Origin of the sequence: Herbaspirillum sp. NPDC087042, assembly GCF_044745245.1 — a bacterium.
Lineage (GTDB): Bacteria > Pseudomonadota > Gammaproteobacteria > Burkholderiales > Burkholderiaceae_D > Herbaspirillum.
The window spans coordinates 779,070-799,399 of sequence record NZ_JBIUZW010000001.1 but is presented as its reverse complement, the minus strand read 5'-3'; the positions used below and the strand labels follow the sequence as shown (position 1 = coordinate 799,399).

The 20,330-nt window shown below is 62.0% G+C and carries 18 protein-coding genes; 11 read left to right on the top strand and 7 right to left on the bottom strand.

Going from position 1 to position 20,330, the window contains the following annotated elements:
* Positions 1-109: 109 nt before the first annotated feature.
* Genes ACIPHN_RS03565 through ACIPHN_RS03540 form a run of 6 tightly spaced genes read left to right on the top strand, consistent with a single transcriptional unit; the run spans position 110 to position 7,059 of the window.
* Positions 110-1,750, top strand: coding sequence for a 3-(methylthio)propionyl-CoA ligase (locus tag ACIPHN_RS03565; protein WP_400432808.1), 1,641 nt, complete (start codon positions 110-112; stop codon positions 1,748-1,750).
* A gap of 33 nt (positions 1,751-1,783) precedes the next feature.
* Entirely contained in the window at positions 1,784-3,229 is a 1,446-nt protein-coding gene (locus tag ACIPHN_RS03560; protein ID WP_400432806.1) for a coniferyl aldehyde dehydrogenase, read from the top strand.
* Positions 3,230-3,250: 21 nt separating this feature from the next.
* A complete protein-coding gene (locus ACIPHN_RS03555) occupies positions 3,251-4,699 on the top strand; it encodes a flavin monoamine oxidase family protein (RefSeq protein ID WP_400432803.1) in 1,449 nt (482 codons plus the stop codon).
* A gap of 4 nt (positions 4,700-4,703) precedes the next feature.
* Complete coding sequence (locus ACIPHN_RS03550) at positions 4,704-5,075, top strand: c-type cytochrome (protein ID WP_400432800.1); 372 nt, start codon at positions 4,704-4,706, stop codon at positions 5,073-5,075.
* 5 nt (positions 5,076-5,080) lie between these two features.
* Positions 5,081-5,806, top strand: coding sequence for an NAD(P)H-dependent oxidoreductase (locus tag ACIPHN_RS03545; protein WP_400432797.1), 726 nt, complete (start codon positions 5,081-5,083; stop codon positions 5,804-5,806).
* 50 nt (positions 5,807-5,856) lie between these two features.
* Positions 5,857-7,059 carry an acetyl-CoA C-acyltransferase family protein gene (locus tag ACIPHN_RS03540; protein ID WP_400432794.1) on the top strand — a complete coding sequence of 401 codons (1,203 nt, stop codon included), beginning with the start codon at positions 5,857-5,859 and terminating at the stop codon, positions 7,057-7,059.
* Between the two features lie 470 nt (positions 7,060-7,529).
* Here ACIPHN_RS03540 and ACIPHN_RS03535 read toward each other — a convergent pair whose 3' ends face one another.
* The 6 genes from ACIPHN_RS03535 to ACIPHN_RS03510 all read right to left on the bottom strand — a co-directional run bounded on the left by ACIPHN_RS03535 (position 7,530) and on the right by ACIPHN_RS03510 (position 13,765).
* Positions 7,530-7,949 carry a CHRD domain-containing protein gene (locus ACIPHN_RS03535; protein WP_400432791.1) on the bottom strand — a complete coding sequence of 140 codons (420 nt, stop codon included), beginning with the start codon at positions 7,947-7,949 and terminating at the stop codon, positions 7,530-7,532.
* A 201-nt stretch (positions 7,950-8,150) separates the two neighbouring features.
* Positions 8,151-9,287 (bottom strand): ABC transporter substrate-binding protein, encoded by a 1,137-nt coding sequence (locus ACIPHN_RS03530; protein ID WP_400432789.1) that lies wholly within the window; start codon positions 9,285-9,287, stop codon positions 8,151-8,153.
* Between the two features lie 110 nt (positions 9,288-9,397).
* On the bottom strand, positions 9,398-10,333 hold the full coding sequence (locus ACIPHN_RS03525; RefSeq protein WP_400432786.1) for a 3-hydroxyacyl-CoA dehydrogenase: 936 nt from the start codon (positions 10,331-10,333) through the stop codon (positions 9,398-9,400).
* 66 nt (positions 10,334-10,399) lie between these two features.
* Complete coding sequence (locus tag ACIPHN_RS03520; protein ID WP_400433175.1) at positions 10,400-11,122, bottom strand: ABC transporter ATP-binding protein; 723 nt, start codon at positions 11,120-11,122, stop codon at positions 10,400-10,402.
* A complete protein-coding gene (locus tag ACIPHN_RS03515) occupies positions 11,115-12,887 on the bottom strand; it encodes an ATP-binding cassette domain-containing protein (RefSeq protein WP_400432783.1) in 1,773 nt (590 codons plus the stop codon). The genes ACIPHN_RS03520 and ACIPHN_RS03515 overlap by 8 nt, the downstream gene beginning before the upstream one ends.
* A complete protein-coding gene (locus tag ACIPHN_RS03510) occupies positions 12,884-13,765 on the bottom strand; it encodes a branched-chain amino acid ABC transporter permease (protein ID WP_400432781.1) in 882 nt (293 codons plus the stop codon). Before ACIPHN_RS03510 ends, ACIPHN_RS03515 begins: the two co-directional genes overlap by 4 nt.
* A gap of 429 nt (positions 13,766-14,194) precedes the next feature.
* On the opposite strand from ACIPHN_RS03510, the gene ACIPHN_RS03505 reads away from it, so the two are divergent.
* Complete coding sequence (locus ACIPHN_RS03505) at positions 14,195-14,917, top strand: GntR family transcriptional regulator (protein ID WP_400432778.1); 723 nt, start codon at positions 14,195-14,197, stop codon at positions 14,915-14,917.
* 28 nt (positions 14,918-14,945) lie between these two features.
* On the opposite strand, the gene ACIPHN_RS03500 is transcribed toward ACIPHN_RS03505, so the two are convergent.
* The gene (locus ACIPHN_RS03500; RefSeq protein WP_400432775.1) at positions 14,946-15,650 is read right to left on the bottom strand and encodes a FadR/GntR family transcriptional regulator; all 705 of its coding nucleotides are present in this window, start codon (positions 15,648-15,650) and stop codon (positions 14,946-14,948) included.
* A 218-nt stretch (positions 15,651-15,868) separates the two neighbouring features.
* Between ACIPHN_RS03500 and ACIPHN_RS03495 the strand changes: the two genes are divergently transcribed.
* From ACIPHN_RS03495 to ACIPHN_RS03480, 4 genes are all read left to right on the top strand, one after another.
* Positions 15,869-17,191, top strand: a complete 1,323-nt coding sequence (locus ACIPHN_RS03495) for an alpha-L-fucosidase (protein ID WP_400432772.1) — start codon at positions 15,869-15,871, stop codon at positions 17,189-17,191.
* A gap of 64 nt (positions 17,192-17,255) precedes the next feature.
* The gene (locus tag ACIPHN_RS03490) at positions 17,256-18,467 is read left to right on the top strand and encodes an ABC transporter substrate-binding protein (RefSeq protein WP_400432769.1); all 1,212 of its coding nucleotides are present in this window, start codon (positions 17,256-17,258) and stop codon (positions 18,465-18,467) included.
* 60 nt (positions 18,468-18,527) lie between these two features.
* The gene (locus tag ACIPHN_RS03485) at positions 18,528-19,469 is read left to right on the top strand and encodes a carbohydrate ABC transporter permease (protein WP_400432766.1); all 942 of its coding nucleotides are present in this window, start codon (positions 18,528-18,530) and stop codon (positions 19,467-19,469) included.
* On the top strand, positions 19,462-20,322 hold the full coding sequence (locus ACIPHN_RS03480) for a carbohydrate ABC transporter permease (RefSeq protein ID WP_400432763.1): 861 nt from the start codon (positions 19,462-19,464) through the stop codon (positions 20,320-20,322). Before ACIPHN_RS03485 ends, ACIPHN_RS03480 begins: the two co-directional genes overlap by 8 nt.
* The last annotated feature ends 8 nt before the right edge of the window (positions 20,323-20,330 follow it).

Genomic DNA, 20,330 nt, shown 5'->3' with positions numbered 1-20,330 from the left:
GGCAGCGCCGGCATCCTTGCGCAAAATCGATAACGGAAACGCACGGTGACCCCTATGCTTTGATGATGGAGCCACGATAGGCTCCGCTTCAAAAAAGGGGACACATCACATGCGCGGACTTATGCAAAGCCAGCCGCTGCTGGTTTCAGACCTGCTCGTTTTTGCTGAGCGATTCCACGGCAACGTCGAGATCGTCAGCCGCCGGGTTGAGGGCGACATCCACCGCCATACCTTCCGGGACGCTGCCCGGCGTGCCCGCCAGGTGGCCGCGGCACTCGATGGCGAGGAGCTGCTGCGCGGCGAGCGGGTGGCGACACTGGCGTGGAATGGCTATCGCCATGTCGAACTGTATTTCGGCGTTTCCGGTTCCGGGCGGGTACTGCATACGATCAATCCGCGCCTGACGTCCGAGCAGATCCGCTGGATCGTCGAGCATGCACAGGACAGCGTGTTCTGCTTCGAATCGAGTTTCCTGCCTATCGTGCAGGCGATCTGGTCGGACTGCCCGAGCGTGCAGCGTTGGGTGATCCTGTGTGACCACGACAAGCTGCCAACCGACACCGGGATCGGCAACCTGATCAGCTACGAAGCCTGGATCGGCGAGCAGGAGGCGCAGTATCACTGGCCGCGCCTGGACGAAGAAAGCGCCTGCGGCCTGTGCTACACCAGCGGCACCTCGGGCGATCCCAAGGGTGTGCTCTACAGCCATCGCTCCACCGTATTGCACTCCTTTGCGGTGGCGATGCCGGATGCCTTGTGCCTCTCTGCGCGCGATACGGTGTTGCCGGTGGTACCGATGTTCCACGTCAATGCCTGGGGCCTCATCTATGCGGCCGCCGCAGTCGGTTTCAAGCTGGTCTTGCCGGGACCCTTGCTGGATGGCGCCTCGGTGTACCAGCTCATCGAGGAGGAAGGCGTCACGCTGGCCGCCGGTGTGCCCACGGTCTGGCAGATGCTGCTCGGCTATCTGCGGGACCATGGGCGGCGCTTCTCGACCCTGAGGCGTACCGTCATCGGCGGCTCCGCCGTACCGCCCTCGATGTACAACGAATTCGTCGACCAGCACGGCGTGGAAGTGATCCATGCCTGGGGGATGACCGAAACCTCGCCGGTGGGGGCGGTCGCCACCCTGAGGGCATCACAGCTGGGGCTGGACATGGCGCAACAACGCAGCTTGCGTCTCAAACAGGGGCATCCCCTGTTCGGCATCGACATGCGCATCATCGATGAGACAGGCCAGGCGCTGCACTGGGATGGCAAAGCCTGTGGTGACCTGCAGGTCAGGGGGCACTGGGTCATCCGTGCGTATTACCCGGGTGGCGACAGCGAGAAGGCATGCGATTTGCTGGAGGATGGCTGGTTTTCCACCGGTGATATCGCCACCATCGATGGCGACGGCTTCATGCAGATCACCGATCGCAGCAAGGACGTCATCAAGTCCGGTGGCGAATGGATCAGCTCGGTGGAGATGGAAAACATCGCCATGGCGCATCCGGCGGTGGCCATGGCGGCCTGCATCGGCGTGCGTCATCCGAAGTGGGATGAGCGGCCGGTGCTGGTGGTCATGCGCAAGCCCGGCGCCGAACTGAGCCGTGACGAGCTGCTGGCCCTGTATGAAGCACAGGTGGCGAAATGGCAGATACCCGACGATGTGCTGTTCGTCGAACAGATCCCGCTCGGTGCCACTGGCAAGGTGCAAAAGAACAAGCTGCGGGCCCTGTGCCGCGACTACGTCACCTGGGCCGCCTGATCCACACGCCACATCAGCACACAAGGATATTGAATGGATAAGCAAGCTACCCACCTGGCCGCGCTGGAACCCATGAGCGCATTGCTGGAAGCGCAGCGCCAGGCCTACCGCGCCGATCCTTACCCCAGCTGCGAGTTGCGCCTGGACCGGCTGCGCCGCCTGGGCGAGATCACCACCCACTACACCGATCAGCTGGTGGCGGCGATCGCGGAGGATTTCGGTCATCGCTCGCCGCATGAGACGCGGCTGACCGACCTGCTGATGATCGAGTCTGCCATCGTCCATGCCGCCCGCCACCTGCGCAGCTGGATGAAGACCCGACGTGTCCACACGGCGCTGCATTACCTGCCTGGCACCAATCGCCTGATGAGCCAGCCCCTGGGGTTGGTGGGAGTGATCGCTCCCTGGAACTATCCCTACCAGCTGGCGATGGGGCCGACGATTGCCGCCATCGCCGCCGGCAATCGCGTGATGATCAAGCCGTCGGAATACACTCCGATTTTTTCTGCGCTGCTGGAGCGTCTGGTGGCGCGCCACTTCAGCCAGGATGAGCTGGCAGTGGTGAATGGCGGCATGGAGGTGGCGCAGGCATTTTCGTCCCTGCCGTTCGATCATCTGGTCTTTACCGGCTCCACCGCAACCGGTCGCCATGTGGCGATGGCAGCAGCGCGCAATCTCACCCCGGTGACGCTGGAGCTGGGCGGAAAGTCGCCGGCCATCATCGATGCCAGCGCCGATCTTGCCAGTGCCGCACGCAGCCTCGCCTTCGGCAAGCTGCTCAATGCCGGTCAGACCTGTATCGCGCCGGACTACGTGCTGGTGCCAGCTCACCTGCGCGACGCCCTGGCTGAGCAGATAGCGCGGGCCATGCAGGACATGTATGGGCAGCAGGCCGGCAATGCCGATTACACCGCCATCATCAACCAACGCCATTTCGCGCGCCTGGACGTGCTGGTGGACGATGCCGTGGAACAGGGCGCGCGCGCCCTGTATCCGGTGTTCGGACGTGATGCCGCCGAGCGCGAGCAGGCCGGTCGCAAGTTCTCCCCGACGCTGCTGCTTGACGTCCGCCCGGACATGCGGGTGATGCAGGAAGAGATCTTTGGGCCGATCTTGCCGCTGGTGAGCTATGGCGGCGAGGTTGATGAGGCTATCGCCTTCGTCAATGCACGCGACCGGCCGCTGGCGCTGTACTGGTATGGACGCGACACCCGGCATCGCGACCGCGTGCTCACGCAGACCGTCTCCGGTGGCGTAACCGTCAACGACTGCATTTGGCATTTCGGCCAGGAGTCGCAGCCCTTTGGCGGCGTGGGCGCCAGCGGGATGGGGGCCTATCACGGCCAATGGGGGTTCCGCGCCTTCAGCAAGGAAAAGCCGGTGTTCCTGCAGTCCCGGATCAATGGCATCGGCCTGCTGCATCCGCCCTACGGGAAGACGATCGAATTCATGATGCGCCTGCTCAGGGCGATTGCGTAACAACAGGGAAGGATCTTCAGCATGGATGAGCAAAAAAACGGAATGAACCGGCGCGGCTTCCTGCGTGCCACCGGCGTCGGGGCCGTGGGGGTGGCCGGCATGACGGCAGCCACCGGCGCGGCTGCCGGCAACGCTGCCATCGCGGCCAGATCGGCCGGATGCGACTACGACGTGGTCGTCATCGGTGGTGGTTTTGCCGGCGTGACGGCAGCCCGCGACAGTCGCAAGAACGGCTACAAGACCTTGCTGCTGGAAGCGCGCAACCGTCTGGGCGGGCGTACCTTCAGTGCGACCTTCGCCGGCCACCACATCGAACTGGGAGGCGCCTGGATACACTGGAGCCAGCCCTATGTCTGGGCCGAAAAGGAACGTTACGGTCTGGCCGTCACGGAGACCCCGGAGGGCCTGGATCTGAGCGCAGAGACCATCGTGCTGGCCGCCGATGGCAAGCGCACCGTGCTCGGCGGTGACGACATGATGGCCGTGGGCGAAGCCTTCGAACAGTATTTCGCCGAGGCACGCCAGATGTGGGAGCGGCCCTACGACGCGCACTACACCTGGCCTGCCTTGCTGGAGCGCGACAGCCTCAGCGCGCGCGACCGTATCGCCGGGATGAAGCTGTCGACCATGCAGCGCGTGGCGCTGGAAGGCTACTTTGCCACCATGGGCCATGGCGACATCGGGCGCATCGGCTACAACGAGACCGCACGGTGCTGGGCGCTGGCCGGCTGGAACTTCGGCGCCACCAATGATGCGATGGGACGCTACGTGCTCAGGCAGGGCACGGCCGCGCTGATCAACGCCATGATGGAGGACGGCAAGCCCGAGCTGCGGCTGTCCACGCCGGTGCGCAAGGTCGAGGACAAGGGTGATCGCGTGATCGTCACCACTGGCAAGGGCAAGCGCATCGTGGCACGTACCGTGGTGGTGGCGCTGCCCATGAATGTCGTGCCGGATGTCGAATTTCATCCACCGCTGGATCCCGCGCTGGTCCAGGCCGGTCGGGAAAAACATGCCGGCGTCGGCTCCAAGGTCTACATCAAGACGCAGGGACGTTACGACGGCCCCGGGAAGACCCTGGGCATAGGCGATGCCAGCCAGGCCATCAGCCTGACCTTCACCTATGCCAAGGGCGAGGATCATTCGATCTATGTCGCCTTCGTTCCCGATCCATCGAAGCTGGATGTGCAGGACAAGCGCGCCGTCCAGGAAGCCATGCGCACCTATCTTCCCGATGTAGTGGTGCAGGAGTGCTTCGCCTACGAATGGACGCTGGATCCCTATAGCCGTGGCACATGGGCCGCTTACAAGCCCGGCTGGTACGGCAAGTACGCCGGGCATTTCGAGCAGGATAGCCAGAACATCCTGTTCGGGCAGGGAGACCATGGCGAGGGATGGCGGGGCTTCATCGACGGCGCCATCGGTGCCGGCAGCCGCGCGGCGCAACGTATCAAGAAAAAACTGGGGTAATCACATGTATCGCAAATCAGCTTTTGTATGCGCGGCGCTGGCCGTGCTTTCCACGGCCCATGCCGCCGATGAGCAGCGCATCCAGCAGGGCAAGGAGGTGTTCGAGACCAAGTGTTCGGCTTGCCACGCCATCGGCGAACACAAGGTCGGGCCGCGCCTGGACAATCTGCTGGGGCGACGCGCCGGCTCGGTCAAGGGTTTCGAATTCAGCGGCGCCATGAAGGCCGCAAACTATCGCTGGGATGCCGAGCACCTCTCTGCCTTCCTCTCCAATCCCCAGGCCACCGTCCCGGGGACCGCCATGGCCTTCGGCGGTATCCGCGCGAAGGAGGAGCGTGATGCGCTCATCGCCTATCTCAAGCGACGGGGAAAATAGGAGGCATGGCCAGCATGAAGATCCTGATCGTCCACGCACATCCTGAGCCGCAATCCTTTTGCGCAGCCTTGTGCCGGGAGGCCCAACTGGTTCTGGAGGCGCAGGGGCATGAGGTGCAGATATCCGATCTCTACGAGAACGGTTTCCAGCCCGTTGCCAGCGCCGTCGACTTTTCACGGCGCAAGAATCCGCACTATCTGGTGTACGCGCTGGAGCAACGGCACGCCCATGAAACCGCGACGATCGCGCCGGACATCCGGCGCGAACTCGACAAGCTCTTGTGGTGCGACCTCCTGATTCTCAATTTCCCCATCTTCTGGTGCGCACCGCCGGCGATCCTCAAGGGCTGGTTCGACCGGGTACTGCTATCGGGCGCGGTCTATGGCGGGATGCGCTTCTACGATCGTGGCGGCTTGCGCGGCAAGCGGGCAATGTGCGCCGTCACCATCGGTGCGCAGGAGCACATGTTCCAGCGCGACGGCATCCATGGCGATTTCCTGGAGATGCTCAAGCCCGTGCATCAGGGCACGCTGGCCTATACCGGCATGGATGTCCTGCCGCCCTTTGTGGGCTGGCATGTCCCCTACGTCAGCAATGCGGAGCGCAGCGTGATGCTGCAGCAATATCGCGACCGGCTGGCGGATCTGCAGGCGCTTGAGGCCCTGACGTTTCCCAGCCTGGACGACTACGACAAGCTGCTGCGCCCGCTGGGGCGGGAGCAGGCCGGCTGAGCTGGGGCTGCCTGGTTCCGAATGTCGATTCTTAATGCAAAGGAAAGAACATGTCTCGTGAAGTGGTTGTCGTCAGCGCAGTACGTACCGCCATTGGCAGCTTTGGTGGCGGCTTGAAAGATGTCGCCCCGACCACCCTGGGCGCGCTGGTCGTGCGTGATGCCCTGGGACGTGCCCAGGTCGATGGCCGGGACGTCGGCCAGGTGGTCTTTGGCCATGTCATCAATACCGAGCCCCGGGATATGTATCTGTCGCGCGTGGCGGCCATCGAAGGGGGATGCGGGGAAGGCACGCCGGCCTTCAATGTCAACCGCCTGTGCGGTTCCGGCCTGCAGGCCATCGTGACGGCCAGCCAGGCAATCCTGCTGGGTGATTGCGAAGTCGCCATTGGCGGGGGCGCCGAGAACATGAGCCGGGCGCCACTGGCCAGCCTCGACAGCCGCTGGGGTATCCGGATGGGGGATGCCAGGCTGGTGGACATGATGGCGGGCGCACTGCAAGACCCCTTCCATGCGATCCATATGGGGGTCACCGCAGAGAACGTCGCCGCCCGCTGGGATATCAGCCGGGAAGCGCAGGATGCGCTGGCCGTCGAGAGTCACCGGCGTGCCCAGCATGCGGTGGCGGCGGGTTATTTCCGGGAGCAGATCGTCCCGGTGCCGGTGAAGGGGAAGGGCAATGGCAATGGAAAGAGCGGCCCCCAATCCTTTGAGACCGATGAACATTTCCGCCCCGATGTGTCGCTGGAAGACATGAGCCGTCTCAGGCCGGTATTTCTTAAGGAGGGCGGCACGGTGACCGCAGGCAATGCCTCCGGCATCAATGATGCGGCGGCCGCGGTGTTGCTGATGGAAGCCTCGGCGGCGCGCGCCCGGGGCCTGGCGCCGATGGCCCGGCTGGTAGCCTACGCCCATTCCGGGGTCGACCCGCGCTATATGGGCATCGGCCCGGTGCCGGCGACGCAGCAGGCGCTGAAGAAGGCCAAGCTGCGTGTCGATGACCTGGACGTGATCGAAGCCAACGAGGCCTTTGCGGCCCAGGCTTGCGCCGTCATTCGTGACCTGGGGCTGGATCCGGCCAGGGTCAATCCCAATGGTTCCGGTATTTCGCTGGGCCATCCCATTGGTGCCACCGGTGCGCTCATCACGGTCAAGGCCCTGCATGAACTCGCGCGCATTGAGGGCCGCTATGCCCTGGTGACCATGTGCATCGGCGGCGGGCAGGGGATTGCGGCCATCTTCGAGCGCGTGTAGTCAGTACGCTGGCTGGTTTTTCGCGACGCTTGCCCCCTTGGCCCGGGCTTTCCGCCTGCCTGAGCGACTCCAACGGAATAAAGATGGCGAGATCTGGGGGAATCGTCGGGCACATCCAATAGAGTGACAGAGCCCATCTGCGCGCGCACTTTCAAGATAGATCTGAAACGCAATGTCGTAACGACTTCTGACTTGCCCGGGCAAGTCAGAAGTCTTGTGTACTCCGGAGATGGCCAGGATGCCCCCATCGGCAACTCAACAATAGATCAAGCTAGCGCTGCTTTAAAATCTCTGTTGGCAGCGTCCATTTTTATATGGTGAGTTACACCGAGCAAGGAAGAAGGGCGTGCCCAACTCGATGGTATTTGTCACCCTGACGGCCTTGGATACTGACGGCGGAAAACCTTTCTCGTGAGCATTGAGAAAGTCAGCGAATCCGGTGTCGATAAAGACGTCGTTGATTCGCCTGCCTACTTCGGTTGCAGCTGCCCGCGAATCTCGCCGCCAGGGTGGGCGGCGCTGTGGACGTTGACATACAGCGTACCAGCCACGTAGGCGGCGTATTGCTCCTCGGTCAGTTTGGCGCCCGCCGGGACGGTCCAGCCGTTGTCGCCGTTCTTGGTCAGGGCGACGATCACCGGACCGTTGCTTCCGATGGCGCCAGTGTGGATATGTGCTACGCGGCCTTCGATGCCGGTGGTGGTGATGTTGCCGGTCACGGTCTTGTCGGCCGCGACGTTGATGCTGCCGGTGCCGGTGGCAGCGGATGTATTGGCCGGGACTTCACTGCTGCCCTTGAGATCGACCTCGGCGGTTTGCGCCATGGCAAGGGTCGGGCCCAGCAACAAGGCAGCCAGCAATGCACGATGGATGATGGCGGATGCGGTCATGTTTTTCCTCTTCTGGTGGTGGTGGTGGTGCGGATGAAGGTGGCGAACGGACTTGCCGTTGCAGTATAGGCGTGCACCACTACGGCGTACAGGTTGGCCGCTGACGGCCTTGGCCGGAACAAGGTCCGCTACATCATGAATTGGCCCCCTCCGGACTATGGAATGCAATCCAAACGGAGGGAGGCCGACAGCGTAGAGACCTCAGTTCTCAGGCTTGAAATCAATGTGCTTGATGAACACGATCTTGCCCTTCTCGTTCTTGACGATGTTGTAGCCGTGCAGGCCGTCACCATTCTTGTCGAACTGGTAGCTGCCTTCCACCCCCTTGTAGTCCTTGATGGCGTGCAGGGCTTTCTTGATGTCGTCGGGCTTGGCGCTCTTGGCATTGTTGATCGCCAGCGCCAGCAGGTTGACGGCGTCATAGGCCCAGGCCGAGTAGAGGTCGGCGTCGAGCTTGTATTTCTCCTTGTATTTCTTGTCATAGGCACCGGCTTCGGCGCTGGAGGCAACCGCAAAGTCGGCGATCGAATAGGTGTCGTAGAGGGCTTCGACGGCCAGTTTCATGGCGGTATCCGTGGAGACCGAGGGCGAGCCCACCCAGGCCGCATTCACGCCCAGCTGGCGCAGCTGCTTGGCAAAGATCGCCACGTCGGTGGAGTTGGCGATATAGGTCGAGACGATGTCGGCGCCCGATTGCTTGATGGCCAGTACCACCGGTGTCATGTCCTGGGAGTTGCTGGTAAAGCCCTGCACCGTGACCGGCGTCACGCCCAGGGCCTTGAGTGCATTGGTCAGGTGGGTCTTGCCGCCGTTGCCGAAGGAATCGGTGGAGTGGACGATGGCCCACTTCTTCAGCTTCAGCGTGCTGACGCCATATTCGGCGATCACCTTGGCCGAGTAGCCGTCATTGGGGCGGGCGCGGAACAGCCAGGGATTGTTGGCATGGGTCAGGCCGTAGTCGGTGCCGCCTATCATCATCGGCAGGCCGGTCTTTTGCAGGGTCGGTGACATCGCCTGGATCTGGGTGCTGCGCACGGTCCCGATCAGCGCCGTCATGTCGCCGCCACTGGTGAGCTTGGACAGGGCCAGTACCGAGCCCGGATTGGTGCTCTGGTTGTCTTCCACCTTGAGCTCGACCTGCTTGCCCAGTACGCCGCCGGCCTTGTTGATTTCTTCCACGGCCAGTTTGGCGCCGTTGATCTGGTAGATGCCGGCTTCGGCATTGGCGCCGGTACTCTCGGCGATCATGCCGATCTTGATGGTGTCGGCGGCCTGGCTGAACTGCGTGACGGCGCCGAGCGTGACGACGGCGCACAGGGATGCGATGCTGCGTTTCATGATGGTCTGTCTCCTCTTGTCATGGAATGAATCGAAGGGCCGGCAAGGCCGGCCCTGGCTGGCACCGGCGATGCTTGCTGCGATCGGGGATCCTGCCTTGTTGCGCTACCTCAGTGCTTGTCAGTTTGCTGGCGCTTGTGCGCCACCAGTTGCATCAGTCGACCGTCGCGCCAGCGTTGCCGGGCTGGACGGTCGACGCCATCCAGTGCCTGCAGGCGCTCCCGTTCGAGCTGGTCCAGCAACGCGCTTTCCCAGGCGCGTGGTTGCGCCTGCCGGGCGATGTCGTGGTAGAGCGGGCCATAGCGCTGGCAATAGTCGCGGATACCACCGGGCGCGTTGAGGTCGATGGTCTCGAACGGGCCCATGAAGGCCCAGCGCAGGCCGAGTCCATCCTTGATGGCCTTGTCGCAGTCGATGCTGTCGACGTAGCCGTCCTCTACCAGCCGGAATGCCTCGGCCAGCAATGCGCCCTGCAGGCGGTTGACGATGAAGCCCTGGATCTCGCGCCTGACCATGATGGGGACCTGGCCGGCGCCGGCATAGAGGGCGCGCGCGCGTTCCATTACGCCGGGATCGGTCCAGGGGGCCGGGATCAGTTCCACCAGGGGCACCAGCGAGGGTGGGTTGATCGGATGGCCGACCAGGCAGCGGGTCCGGCCAGCGAGATGCTCGGTGAAGCTGGAGGCGGGGATGCCGGAGGTGGAGCTGGCCAGGATGGCGTCGGCCGGGGCCAATGCATCGAGCCGGGCAAAGATCTCCAGCTTGGCCTCCACCGTCTCGCGTACGTTCTCCTGCACCAGTCCGGCGCCTTGCAGTGCCTGCGCCAGATCGGGGACGAAGCGGATGCGCGGCATGACGACGGCCGGATCCTCGCTGATCAGGCCGGCCGTGCGCAGCGATTGCAGCGTGGATTCGATCTGCGCGGGAGCATTCTCCAGCGCCTTGGGATCGAGGTCATACAGGGCCACCGGGTAGCCGGCGCGGCTGAACACCGTGGCCCAGGCACAGCCGATCAGGCCGGCACCGATGATGGCGATTTTTTCCATGCGTAACTCCTGGTTGTGGATGTGTGGGTGAGTGGGCGAGGCAAGCCGCGCAAGCGCCTCGCGGTCCTAGACGTGATGGGCGCCTCCCAGGTAGGCGGCGCGGACTTCCGCGTTGTCTTGCAGCTGGCCAGGCGTACCCTCGACGATCAATTGCCCGGTCGAGAGCACGTAGCCACGATCGGCCACCGACAGCGCCATGTGGGCGTTCTGCTCCACCAGCAGGATGGTGGCGCCGCGATCGCGGATGGTGCGGATGGTGGCAAAGAGCTGTTGCACGATGATCGGCGCCAGTCCCAGCGAGGGCTCGTCCAGCAGCAACAGGCGCGGCCGCGACATCAGTCCGCGCGCCACCGCCAGCATCTGCTGCTGGCCGCCGGAGAGGCTCCAGCCATAGGCGCCGGAGAGCCTGCGCAGGTCGGGGAAGATGGCGAACATGGCGTCGATCTCCGACTCCATCGCTGCACGCGGCAGGCGGCCACGGGCCGAGGCCCCGATCATGATGTTCTCGCGCACGGTCAGGCCGGGGAAGATGCGCCGTCCTTCCGGGACATGGGCGATACCCATCCTGACGATGTGTTCGGGTTTGACCTGTGCCAGTGGCTTGCCCTCAAAGAGGATCTCGCCTTCGGTCACCGAGACCAGCCGCGAGATGCTGCGCAGCGTGGTGCTCTTGCCGGCGCCGTTGGCACCCAGCAGGGTGACGATCTCGCCTTCATTGACGCTCAGGCTGATGCCTCGCAAGGCCTTGACGTTGCCATAGGCGCTGTGGATGTTGCGCAGTTCAAGCAGTGGCATGGATGGATTCCCCCAGGTAAGCCGCAATCACATCGGGATTGCGCAGGACGTCGGCCGGTGTTCCCTCGGCGATGTTCTTGCCGAAGTTGAGCACCGTGATGCGGTCGGAGACCTGCTCGATCAGGCCGATGTCGTGTTCGATCAGGAACACCGTCAGGCCGTGGCCGCGCAGGCGCTTCAGGAGCTCGCCAAGTTCGCGCTTCTCGGTCTGGTTCAGGCCGGCGGCCGGCTCGTCCAGCAGCAGGAAGCGCGGATGACCGGCCAGCGCCCGGGCGATCTCCACCAGCCGCTGGTGGCCGTAGGGCAGGTTGCGTGCAATCAGCTCGGCCTTGTCGCTGATGCCGACGAACTTCAGCGCCGACAAGGCGCGCTCGCGCAAGGCTTCATCGCTGCGGCCGACCGGGTTGTTCTGGCGCTGGGCGCCCACCATCACGTTTTCCAGCACGCTCATGTTGGGGAACAGGCGGATGTTCTGGAAGGTGCGGCCCATGCCCAGGCCGGCGCGCTGGTGCGGTGTCAGCGCGGTGATGTCGACACCGTCCAGCAGCAGGCGGCCGCTGCTGGGTTGGTAGATGCCATTGAGGACGTTCAGCGTGGTGGTCTTGCCCGAGCCATTGGGCCCGATCAGGGCATGCACGGTGCCGCGCCTGACCTCCAGGCTCACACCGTCGACCGCCTTGACGCCGCCGAAGTGCTTGCGCATGGCCTCGATCTGGAAGATCGGTGAGCGCTCGCTGGCATCGACCGTCAGGTCGAGGTCGGGGATGGCGCTGGCGGGCGTGACTACCGGTTTGTGCCAGCGCTGCATCAGCTGGCGGATCAGGCCCCAGATGCCGGCCGGCAGGAACACCATGATCAGGATCACCGCCAGCCCGTAGACGGCCAGGTAGACCTCCTTGAGAAAGCGCAGCCACTCCGGCAACAGGATCAGCAGGCTGCTGCCGAGGATGCCGCCGAAGGCCGATTGCGCCCCGCCCAGCAGGGTCATGGTGAGGAACTCGATGGACCGTGCGAAGTTGAAATTGTCCGGGCTGATGTAGGCAAAGCCGGCCGCATAGAAGCCGCCACCCAGGCCAGCCAGCGCGGCGCTCATGGTGAAGGCGATCACCTTGATGCGCAGCGTATGCACGCCCGTCACCTCGGCCGCCAGTTCGTTCTCGCGCACGGCACGCATGGCGCGACCCAGGCGCGTGTGCGGTAACCACCACACCAGGAAGGCCGCCACGATCAGCGTGCACAGCGACAGCGCCAGGTAGGCGCGGTCGTCCGCCAGTGGCAGGCCGAACAGGGCAGGGCGTTCGATGCCTGCGATACCGTCGGGGCCATGCGTGACATCGGCCCAGTTCACCGCCACCAGGTCGAAGATTTGCTGGAAGCTGATGGTGATCATCGCCAGATAGTGGCCGCCCAGGCGCAGCGTGGTCATGCCCAGCACGAAGCCGGCCAGGGCGGCCACGCCAATGCCCAGCAATAGCGTGAGCCAGAAGTTCAGCCCCAGCGATACCGTGCCCAGCGCCACCGCATAGGCACCAAAGCCGAAGAAGGTAGCCTGGGCCAGGTTGATCTGGCCGGTATAGCCCAGCACCACGATCATGCCCAGCACGACGATGGAGTAGGTCGCCGCCTGCATGAACATGTTGAGCACGTAGGGGCTGAAGCTGAACAGGAAGGGCGCCGCCACCACGCAGGCGCCGATCGCGGTGAAGGCCGCCACGCGGATGGCCCGGTTCTTTTTGTAATGATCGATCTTGTGGCTCATGCTTTCTCCGAGATCTTTTCGCCGAAGATGCCTTGCGGCCGGCACAGCAGGAAGATGAACAGCAGCAGGAAGGCGAACGCATCCTTGTAGGGCACCGAGATGTACTGCGCCCCGAAGCTCTCCACCACGCCCAGCAGCAGGCCGCCGACGATGGCGCCCTTGACGTCGCCGAAACCGCCGATGATGGTGGCCGAGAAGGCCTTGAGCGCGATGATCGAGCCCATGCCGATGGAGACGAACAGGATCGGCGACACCAGGATCCCCGCCAGTCCGCCAAGCACCGCGCTGTAGATGAAGGTGAAGGCGATCATCGCCGCCACCGGGATGCCGACCAGGCGCGCCATGTCCTTGTCCTGCGAGGTGGCCTGCAGCTTCTTGCCCAGCATAGTGTGTTCGAACAGGAAGTACTGGAAGGCCACCGCGATGGCGGTCACGGCCAGGATCACCAGGTACTGCGAATCCATGAACACGCCGCCGATCTCCAGGCCCGGCGTATCGAACACGCGGCGCATCGGCTTGGGCTGGGGACCGAAGAAGAACAGCACGGAGTTCTGCAGGAAGATCGACGCCCCCAGCGTGCTGATGATGACCGGCAGGTAATTGCGGTGGCGCAGCGGGTAGTACACGCCCAGGTTGAACACCACGCCGAACGCGGCCATGAGGACCAGCGCGGCGATGATGGCCAGCCAGAACGGCACCCCCGCCCCCATGATGGCCACCAGGGCGAAGCTGCCCAGCATGGCGAAGTCACCCTGGGCGAAGTTGACCACGTTGGTGGCGCGGATGATCAGCACGAACCCCAGCGCCACCAGCGCATAGATCGCGCCCAGCGCCAGGCCGGCGAACAGGACCTGGAAGTTGATTGCCAAAAGCTCCATTGCGTCTCCTTGGTGAAGCACATTGTTTTTATGGATGCAGCCTGGTCTCAAGGCGGGACCATGGGGCGGTCTCGCCGTCATACGGAGGAAAAGCGGGCAAAGCGATGCTGCGGGGAACTGCACAAAAGCGAAATCGGACAGTGGTGCGACTTACTGCATCGGACATGCCATGCATGCCGGGCTCAACCAGTGCTGTTGCTTTGGTACTGATCCGCCGGTGCGAGGGCGGGGTAAGGCAGGGCCGGTGCGCAGCGCTCATCGGGGCGAATGCCGCTGGCAACGAGGGAAGGACGGGTGCTGTGTCTCAATCAGTCTGTTTTATGCGATATCCGATCGGATCGGAAATAATATTTTGGAGGAATGTAGCTTGACGGTATGATGGCGTCAAGAAAAAACACCAGCCAGATCTCCACCTTGCGCCGCACAACCATGTCCGAAGAAAACAGGAACGCCTTCTTCAAGGCCGCCGAGCAGCCAGATCGACCCGCCCTGCAGCGGCGGCCATCGTTGGGCGAGGAAATCTACGAGACCTTGCTGGCGCAACTGATCTCGCTGAAGATCGCGCCCGGCAATCGCATCGCGGTGGATGCACTGGTCCGCGAACTGGGCGTCTCGCAGACGCCGATCCGCGCGGCATTGATCCGGCTGGAGACCGAAGGGCTGGTGGTCAAGACCCACAACGTGGGCTACAGCGCCGCGCCCATGCCCTCGCGCCAGCACTTCGAGCAGATCTACGATCTGCGCCTGCTGCTGGAACCCTACGCAGCAAGGCGTACGGCGGAGAACCTGAGCGATGAGGTGAGGGATCAGCTGGAAGGGCTGGACCGGGCGATGTCAGATCCGGGCAGTGAGGATGCCAAGCGCGCCTATAGCCAGTTTGCGTTGCTGGATGCGCGCTTCCACAACCTGATCGCCACCGCCAGTGGCAATACCCTGGTCGCCGAAGCGCTGGCGCGCTCCTATGCGCACATGCACCTGTTCCGCCTGCGTTACCACTCGGTGGTAACGGAGGGGGCGGTGGAGGAACATGCCTTGATCCTGCGGGCGATCATCGATGGTGACGGCCTGGCTGCCCATCAGGCGATGGAGGCGCATCTGGTGCGGTCGCTGGAGAGGTGGCGGCCGTTCTTTGATGCGGGGATAGGGGGGTGAGCGGCGCGGGAGTTGCGTGTGCGCTGGCTTACACAAGCTGCTCCCAGCCATTCCTCATGGCGTTTGAAACATAGTTCAGGTGCTGCATCATGCCGTCGAAGGCCGTGGCATCGTCGCCGTCAATAATGGCCTGGCCGATGGCATCATGGTGTTCGATGAGCTTGGAGCGCACCTCCGACAGCTCGCCGAGATGCTGGTGGAATTTGAGGTCGATCTGTTTCGAACGCATTTCCCAGATCTGCTCAAGGATCTCGAACATGGCCGAATTCCCCGTGGCCTCGGCAATGATCAGATGAAACTCCCGGTCATTGGAGGGATTCCAGTGCTCCTTGCCCGCATTTTCTTTCACGAAATCAAGGTTCAAGCGAAGTTTCGCCTTTAACTCCGGATCGATATTCTGCGCCGCCAGCGCAGCGGCCCTCGGTTCCAGAAGCAGGCGAAGCTCCATCACCTCCGTCGGGGAGGGATGATTCTCAGGCAAGGGCGGCGTTTCCCGGACTGGAGAGCGGACGAAAGCGCCAATGCCAACCTTGACCTCCACCAGGCCCACCACTTCGAGAGCAATCAGCGCTTCGCGCACGGTGGGTCTGGACACCCCCAGACTCTGCGCAAGTTCGCGCTCTGCCGGCAATTGTTGGCCGGGCTTTACATCCCCTGAGTGAATCAGATCGCGCAACTGGTCCGCGATCTGTACGTAAAGTTTTCGCTGTTCTACAGCCTGAAGTTTTATCACGAAGTTTTCTCCTGCCGATTTGCTGCCCAGCACATTTTAACGAGTTCGCCCGGTTTCAACCAATCTACATCATCGGTGGCCTTACCACTTGACAGCCAGATTGCCAGGCAGCAATATGTGCTCGCAATTGACGTACGGCAACATTTTGACCTCGATGATTGCCAAAAACATTAACCAGCGGGGCGGACGAGTTCGTCGACGCGTTTGGAGGAGACCAGGTGAGTGCGAATAATTTGAAAGAACTTGTATTACCGCAGTCCAGCAAGGACTGGTTCGTGGGTGATCGATTTGGCATGTTCATCCATTTCGGCCTGTATGCATTGCCTGCCAGGCATGAATGGGTTCAGTCCTACGAAGAGATCACCGGCTCGGAATACCGCAAGTATTTCGAGAATTTCAATCCGGATCTCTACGATCCCAGGGAGTGGGCGCGCAAGGCGCGTGAAGCCGGGATGAAATATGTTGTGCTGACCGCCAAGCACCATGACGGCTTTTGTCTGTTTGATAGCGCTTACACCGACTACAAGTCGACGAACACGCCCTATGGAAAAGACCTCTTGCAGCCATTCGTGGAGGCCTTTCGGGCGGAAGGGCTGCGCATCGGCTTCTACTATTCGTTGATCGACTGGCATCATCCGGATTTCACGATCGATGTGTTTCACCCTGACCGAAACCACCCGGATGTCGCCAGGCTCAACGAGGGGCGCGACATGAAGCGCTATGCCTTATACATGCGCAATCAGGTCACCGAGCTGCTGTCCCGCTACGGCGAGATCGATATCCTGTGGTTCGATTTTTCCTATGCGCACAGGGACTACAAGGGGCTGCCCGGCAAGGGGCGCGACGACTGGCAGAGCGAGGAGCTGCTGAAGCACGTTCGCAGTCTGCAACCCGACGTGATCATCAATAACCGTCTCGATCTGATCGATCAGCCGGGCTATTTCCCCGACATCACAACGCCGGAACAGTATCAGCCGCGCAAGGCGCCCCTGATCAAGGAGCAGGCGGTGACGTGGGAATCCTGTCATACGTTCTCCGGTTCGTGGGGATACTTCCGCGACGAAGATGCCTGGAAAAGCCCGGAGCAGCTCATCAAGCTGCTGATCAACACCGTGGCATTGAACGGCAATTTGCTGATGAATGTGGGGCCGACAGGTCGCGGGACCTTCGATCATCGGGCCGATGTCGCCTTGAGCGCCTACGGCGACTGGATGAAATTGCATGGGCGCGCCATCTATGGCGCCGAGCCGAGCGAGCTCTCGCCGCCGGAAGGCTGCAGATTCACACAGAAGGGCAATCGCCTCTATCTGCATGTCATGGATTGGCCATTCCGCCATATCCATCTCGACGGGATGGCCGGAAAGATCGCCTATGCACAGTTTCTGCATGACGCCAGCGAGGTGCGCTGGCTGAGTCATGAGGAAGAAGTGGATCCGAATATCGGTGTCGCCGTTCCGGATGGCTCGATGACGCTCGAACTGCCAGTACGCAAGCCGAACGTCATCGTGCCGGTCATCGAAATCGTGCTCTCGGATCGCTGAATACAACGGGGGGCATCCCGCCACCCCATCTCAAAATTATTATCAATACAAGGGAGGAGACCCTATGAAATTCACCAGGATTCTGGCGTGCTGCATGCTGTTCGCATCCATGCTCAGTGGCGCCGTATCGGCAGCCGACACCACGTTGACATGGCGCATGTGGAGCAACAACGAGGCGGAAACAAAAGTGTGGCAGCACCTCGCTGACATGGTCACGGAAGCCCATCCCGACATCCGGCTGAAGCTCGAATTCGCGCCTTGGAACGACTATTGGACGAAGCTGCCGGTGCTGGCGGCGTCCGGCCATGCCGGCGATATCATCGGCATGCAATCGCTACGCATGCCGAACTTCTACAAGATCCTCGCGCCGCTGGATGGGAATGTCGCGGCCGACAAGATGGATCTCTCGGCCTTTGACAGCTCTATCATCGGCAGCATGAAAGCCGACGGGAAGCTCTACGGCATGCCCTACGATGTTGGCGCATGGGTGATTTTCTATAATCACGATCTCTTCGCCAAGAAGGGCGTCGCCGATCCCAAGCCGGGCTGGACCTATGACGACATGATCAAGACGGCAAAAGCGTTGACCGGCAATGGCACCTACGGCATCGGCATCGCGCCACAGAATTTCTCGGTTCTTGCCGCCGCCATGGGAGCGAGCTATGTCACGGGTGGCAAGCTTGATCTGGCCAATGCCGGGTCGGTCGATGCCGCCAGAAAGATGATCGATCTCGCGGCCAAGGAAAAAGTCGCGCCACTGGTCGCTGCCGCCGGCGTGCCAGTGCAGATGATTTCAGGCCGTTTCGATGGCGGCAATCTTGGCATGTACATTGATGGTCCCTGGGCGCTTCTCAGCAAGAAGGGAAAAGTCGATTTCAAACTGGGCGTTGCGACGCTTCCCGCCGGACCGAACGGCCTGTCGGCAGCGACGGCGGGTTCTGGCTTCGGTGTAGCGCGCAGCTCGAAGCATCCCGATGCAGCATGGAAGGCGATCAAGGTGCTGACCAGCGAGAAGGCGCTCAACTACCTGGCCTCCAACGGTCGCGCATTCCCTGCTCGCAAGTCGGAACAGAACGCCTGGTACGCCCTTGCCAAGGACGTCGTCAATGGCCGTGAGGCGCTGGATTATTCGATGGCGCATTCCCGGACCTATGAGATCACGGCCAACTTCAACACGGTCGAAAACCTCTTCGACCAATACTTCCCTCTTGCCTTCGCCGGATCCGCTACGCCGGAAAAGACCATGGCAACGATCCAGAGCCTTGCCAATAAATAAGCGGTGATTGCCGGCACGCCGACCGTGGCGTGCCGCTTCCCCAAGACAGGAGCATGTTTCATGACACGTTCGAATCTTTCCAGCGCCGCTGGACGGGTGGCACGCATGCCCGCGACATCGCCCAGCCCGATACGGCGGCGCGAGACACAGGCGGCGATCACCTTTCTGCTGCCCAGTTTCGTGGGTTTTGTGGTCTTTCTTCTCTTCCCCATTGCAGCATCCCTCTGGATGAGTTTCACGGATTGGAATCTGCTGGCAGAGCCCAATTTCGTGGGCGTTCAGAATTTCGTCCGCTTGCTGACGGCTGATCCGGCCTTCTCGACGGTGCTGGTCAATACCTTGGCGTTCACGGTCGAATATCTCGTTCTCAATCTCGTGATCTCCATGGTGCTCGCCCTCTGGATTTCATCGCTGAAGAGGGGGAAGACGGTCTTTCGCGTGATCTTCTTCATTCCGACCTTTGCGCCGGCGATTGCCGTGTCGATGGTCTGGATGCTGATGATGTCACCCGACGGGCTCGTCGACTACGTATCCCACCTTGTCCACCTCGACGTTCCCAACCTGCTGCTCAGCGAAAACCTCGCCATGCAGGCCATCGTGATCGTGACGCTCTGGGCCAATGTCGGCTACAACCTGCTGCTGTTCAATGCCGCTCTGGATCTCGTTCCTCCCTCCTATCTGGAGGCAGCGCGCATCGATGGCGCCAATGCCTGGCAGCGGCTCTGGGGTGTCAGGATTCCGCTGATTTCGCCGACCATATTCTTTGCCACCGTCATGACCGCCATTACTGCGCTGCAGGTCTTCGATCAGATTTTCGTGATGACGCGAGGTGGTCCGGGCGCTTCGACCCAGACACTCGGTTTTGCGATCTACACCAATGGCTTCCAGAACTACGAGATGGGCTATGCCTCTGCGCTTGCCTGGGTCATGTTCGTGATCATCATGGCGCTGACCGGCTTTCAGTTCTGGCTGCAACGGAAATGGGTACATTACGATGCATAAGCCAACTACATTGAATCTTTCCGGCGGGCGCTGGAAGTTCCACGATATCGTCAGCCTCGTCGCGCTGTCCCTGGTGGCATTGCTGTTCCTCTTTCCATTTTTCTGGATGCTGACGAACGCCGTCCGGCGCAATAGCGAAGTGCTCGCCATTCCGCCAAGGATGTTCCCGAGCACCTGGGAGTGGGGCAATTTCGCAGAGGCCCTGACCAATCTGCCTTTCGGCCAGTTTTTCATCAACAGCTTCGTGATGGCAACCGGGGTGACGGTGATTACGGTGATCGTGTCCGCGCTGGCCGCCTATGCCTTCGCCCGCTTGCGCTTTCCCGGGCGCGATGGTCTGTTGCTGGCCTATCTCGGCACGCTGATGATTCCGCAGATCATGCTGGTGATCCCGCTCTTCCTGGTGGTCAACTCGGTTGGCTGGATGAATACCTACCAGGGCCTGATCTTGCCGATGGCGTTTTCCTCCTTCGGCGCTTTCCTGCTAAGGCAATTCTTCCTGAGCATTCCTTGCGAACTGGAAGAAGCGGCCCGCATCGACGGCGCTTCACGGCTGAGGATATTGCTGGAAATTATTGCGCCGTTGTCCCTGCCAGCGATTGGTCTGCTCGCGCTGTTTACGTTCATTGCGCAGTGGAACAATTTCCTGTGGCCGCTGATTGTGGCGAACTCGACCGACTACGCCACCCTGCCTCTCGGTCTGACGCTGTTCCAGACCCAGCAGGGGACTTCCTGGAACTACATCATGGCCGGAGCCGCTCTTTCGGTGGTGCCAGGCGTCGTCCTTGCGATCGTCATGCAGAGGATTATTTACAAAGGAATCACCATTGGCTCCGGCTTTGGTGGTCGATAAAAAGGAAC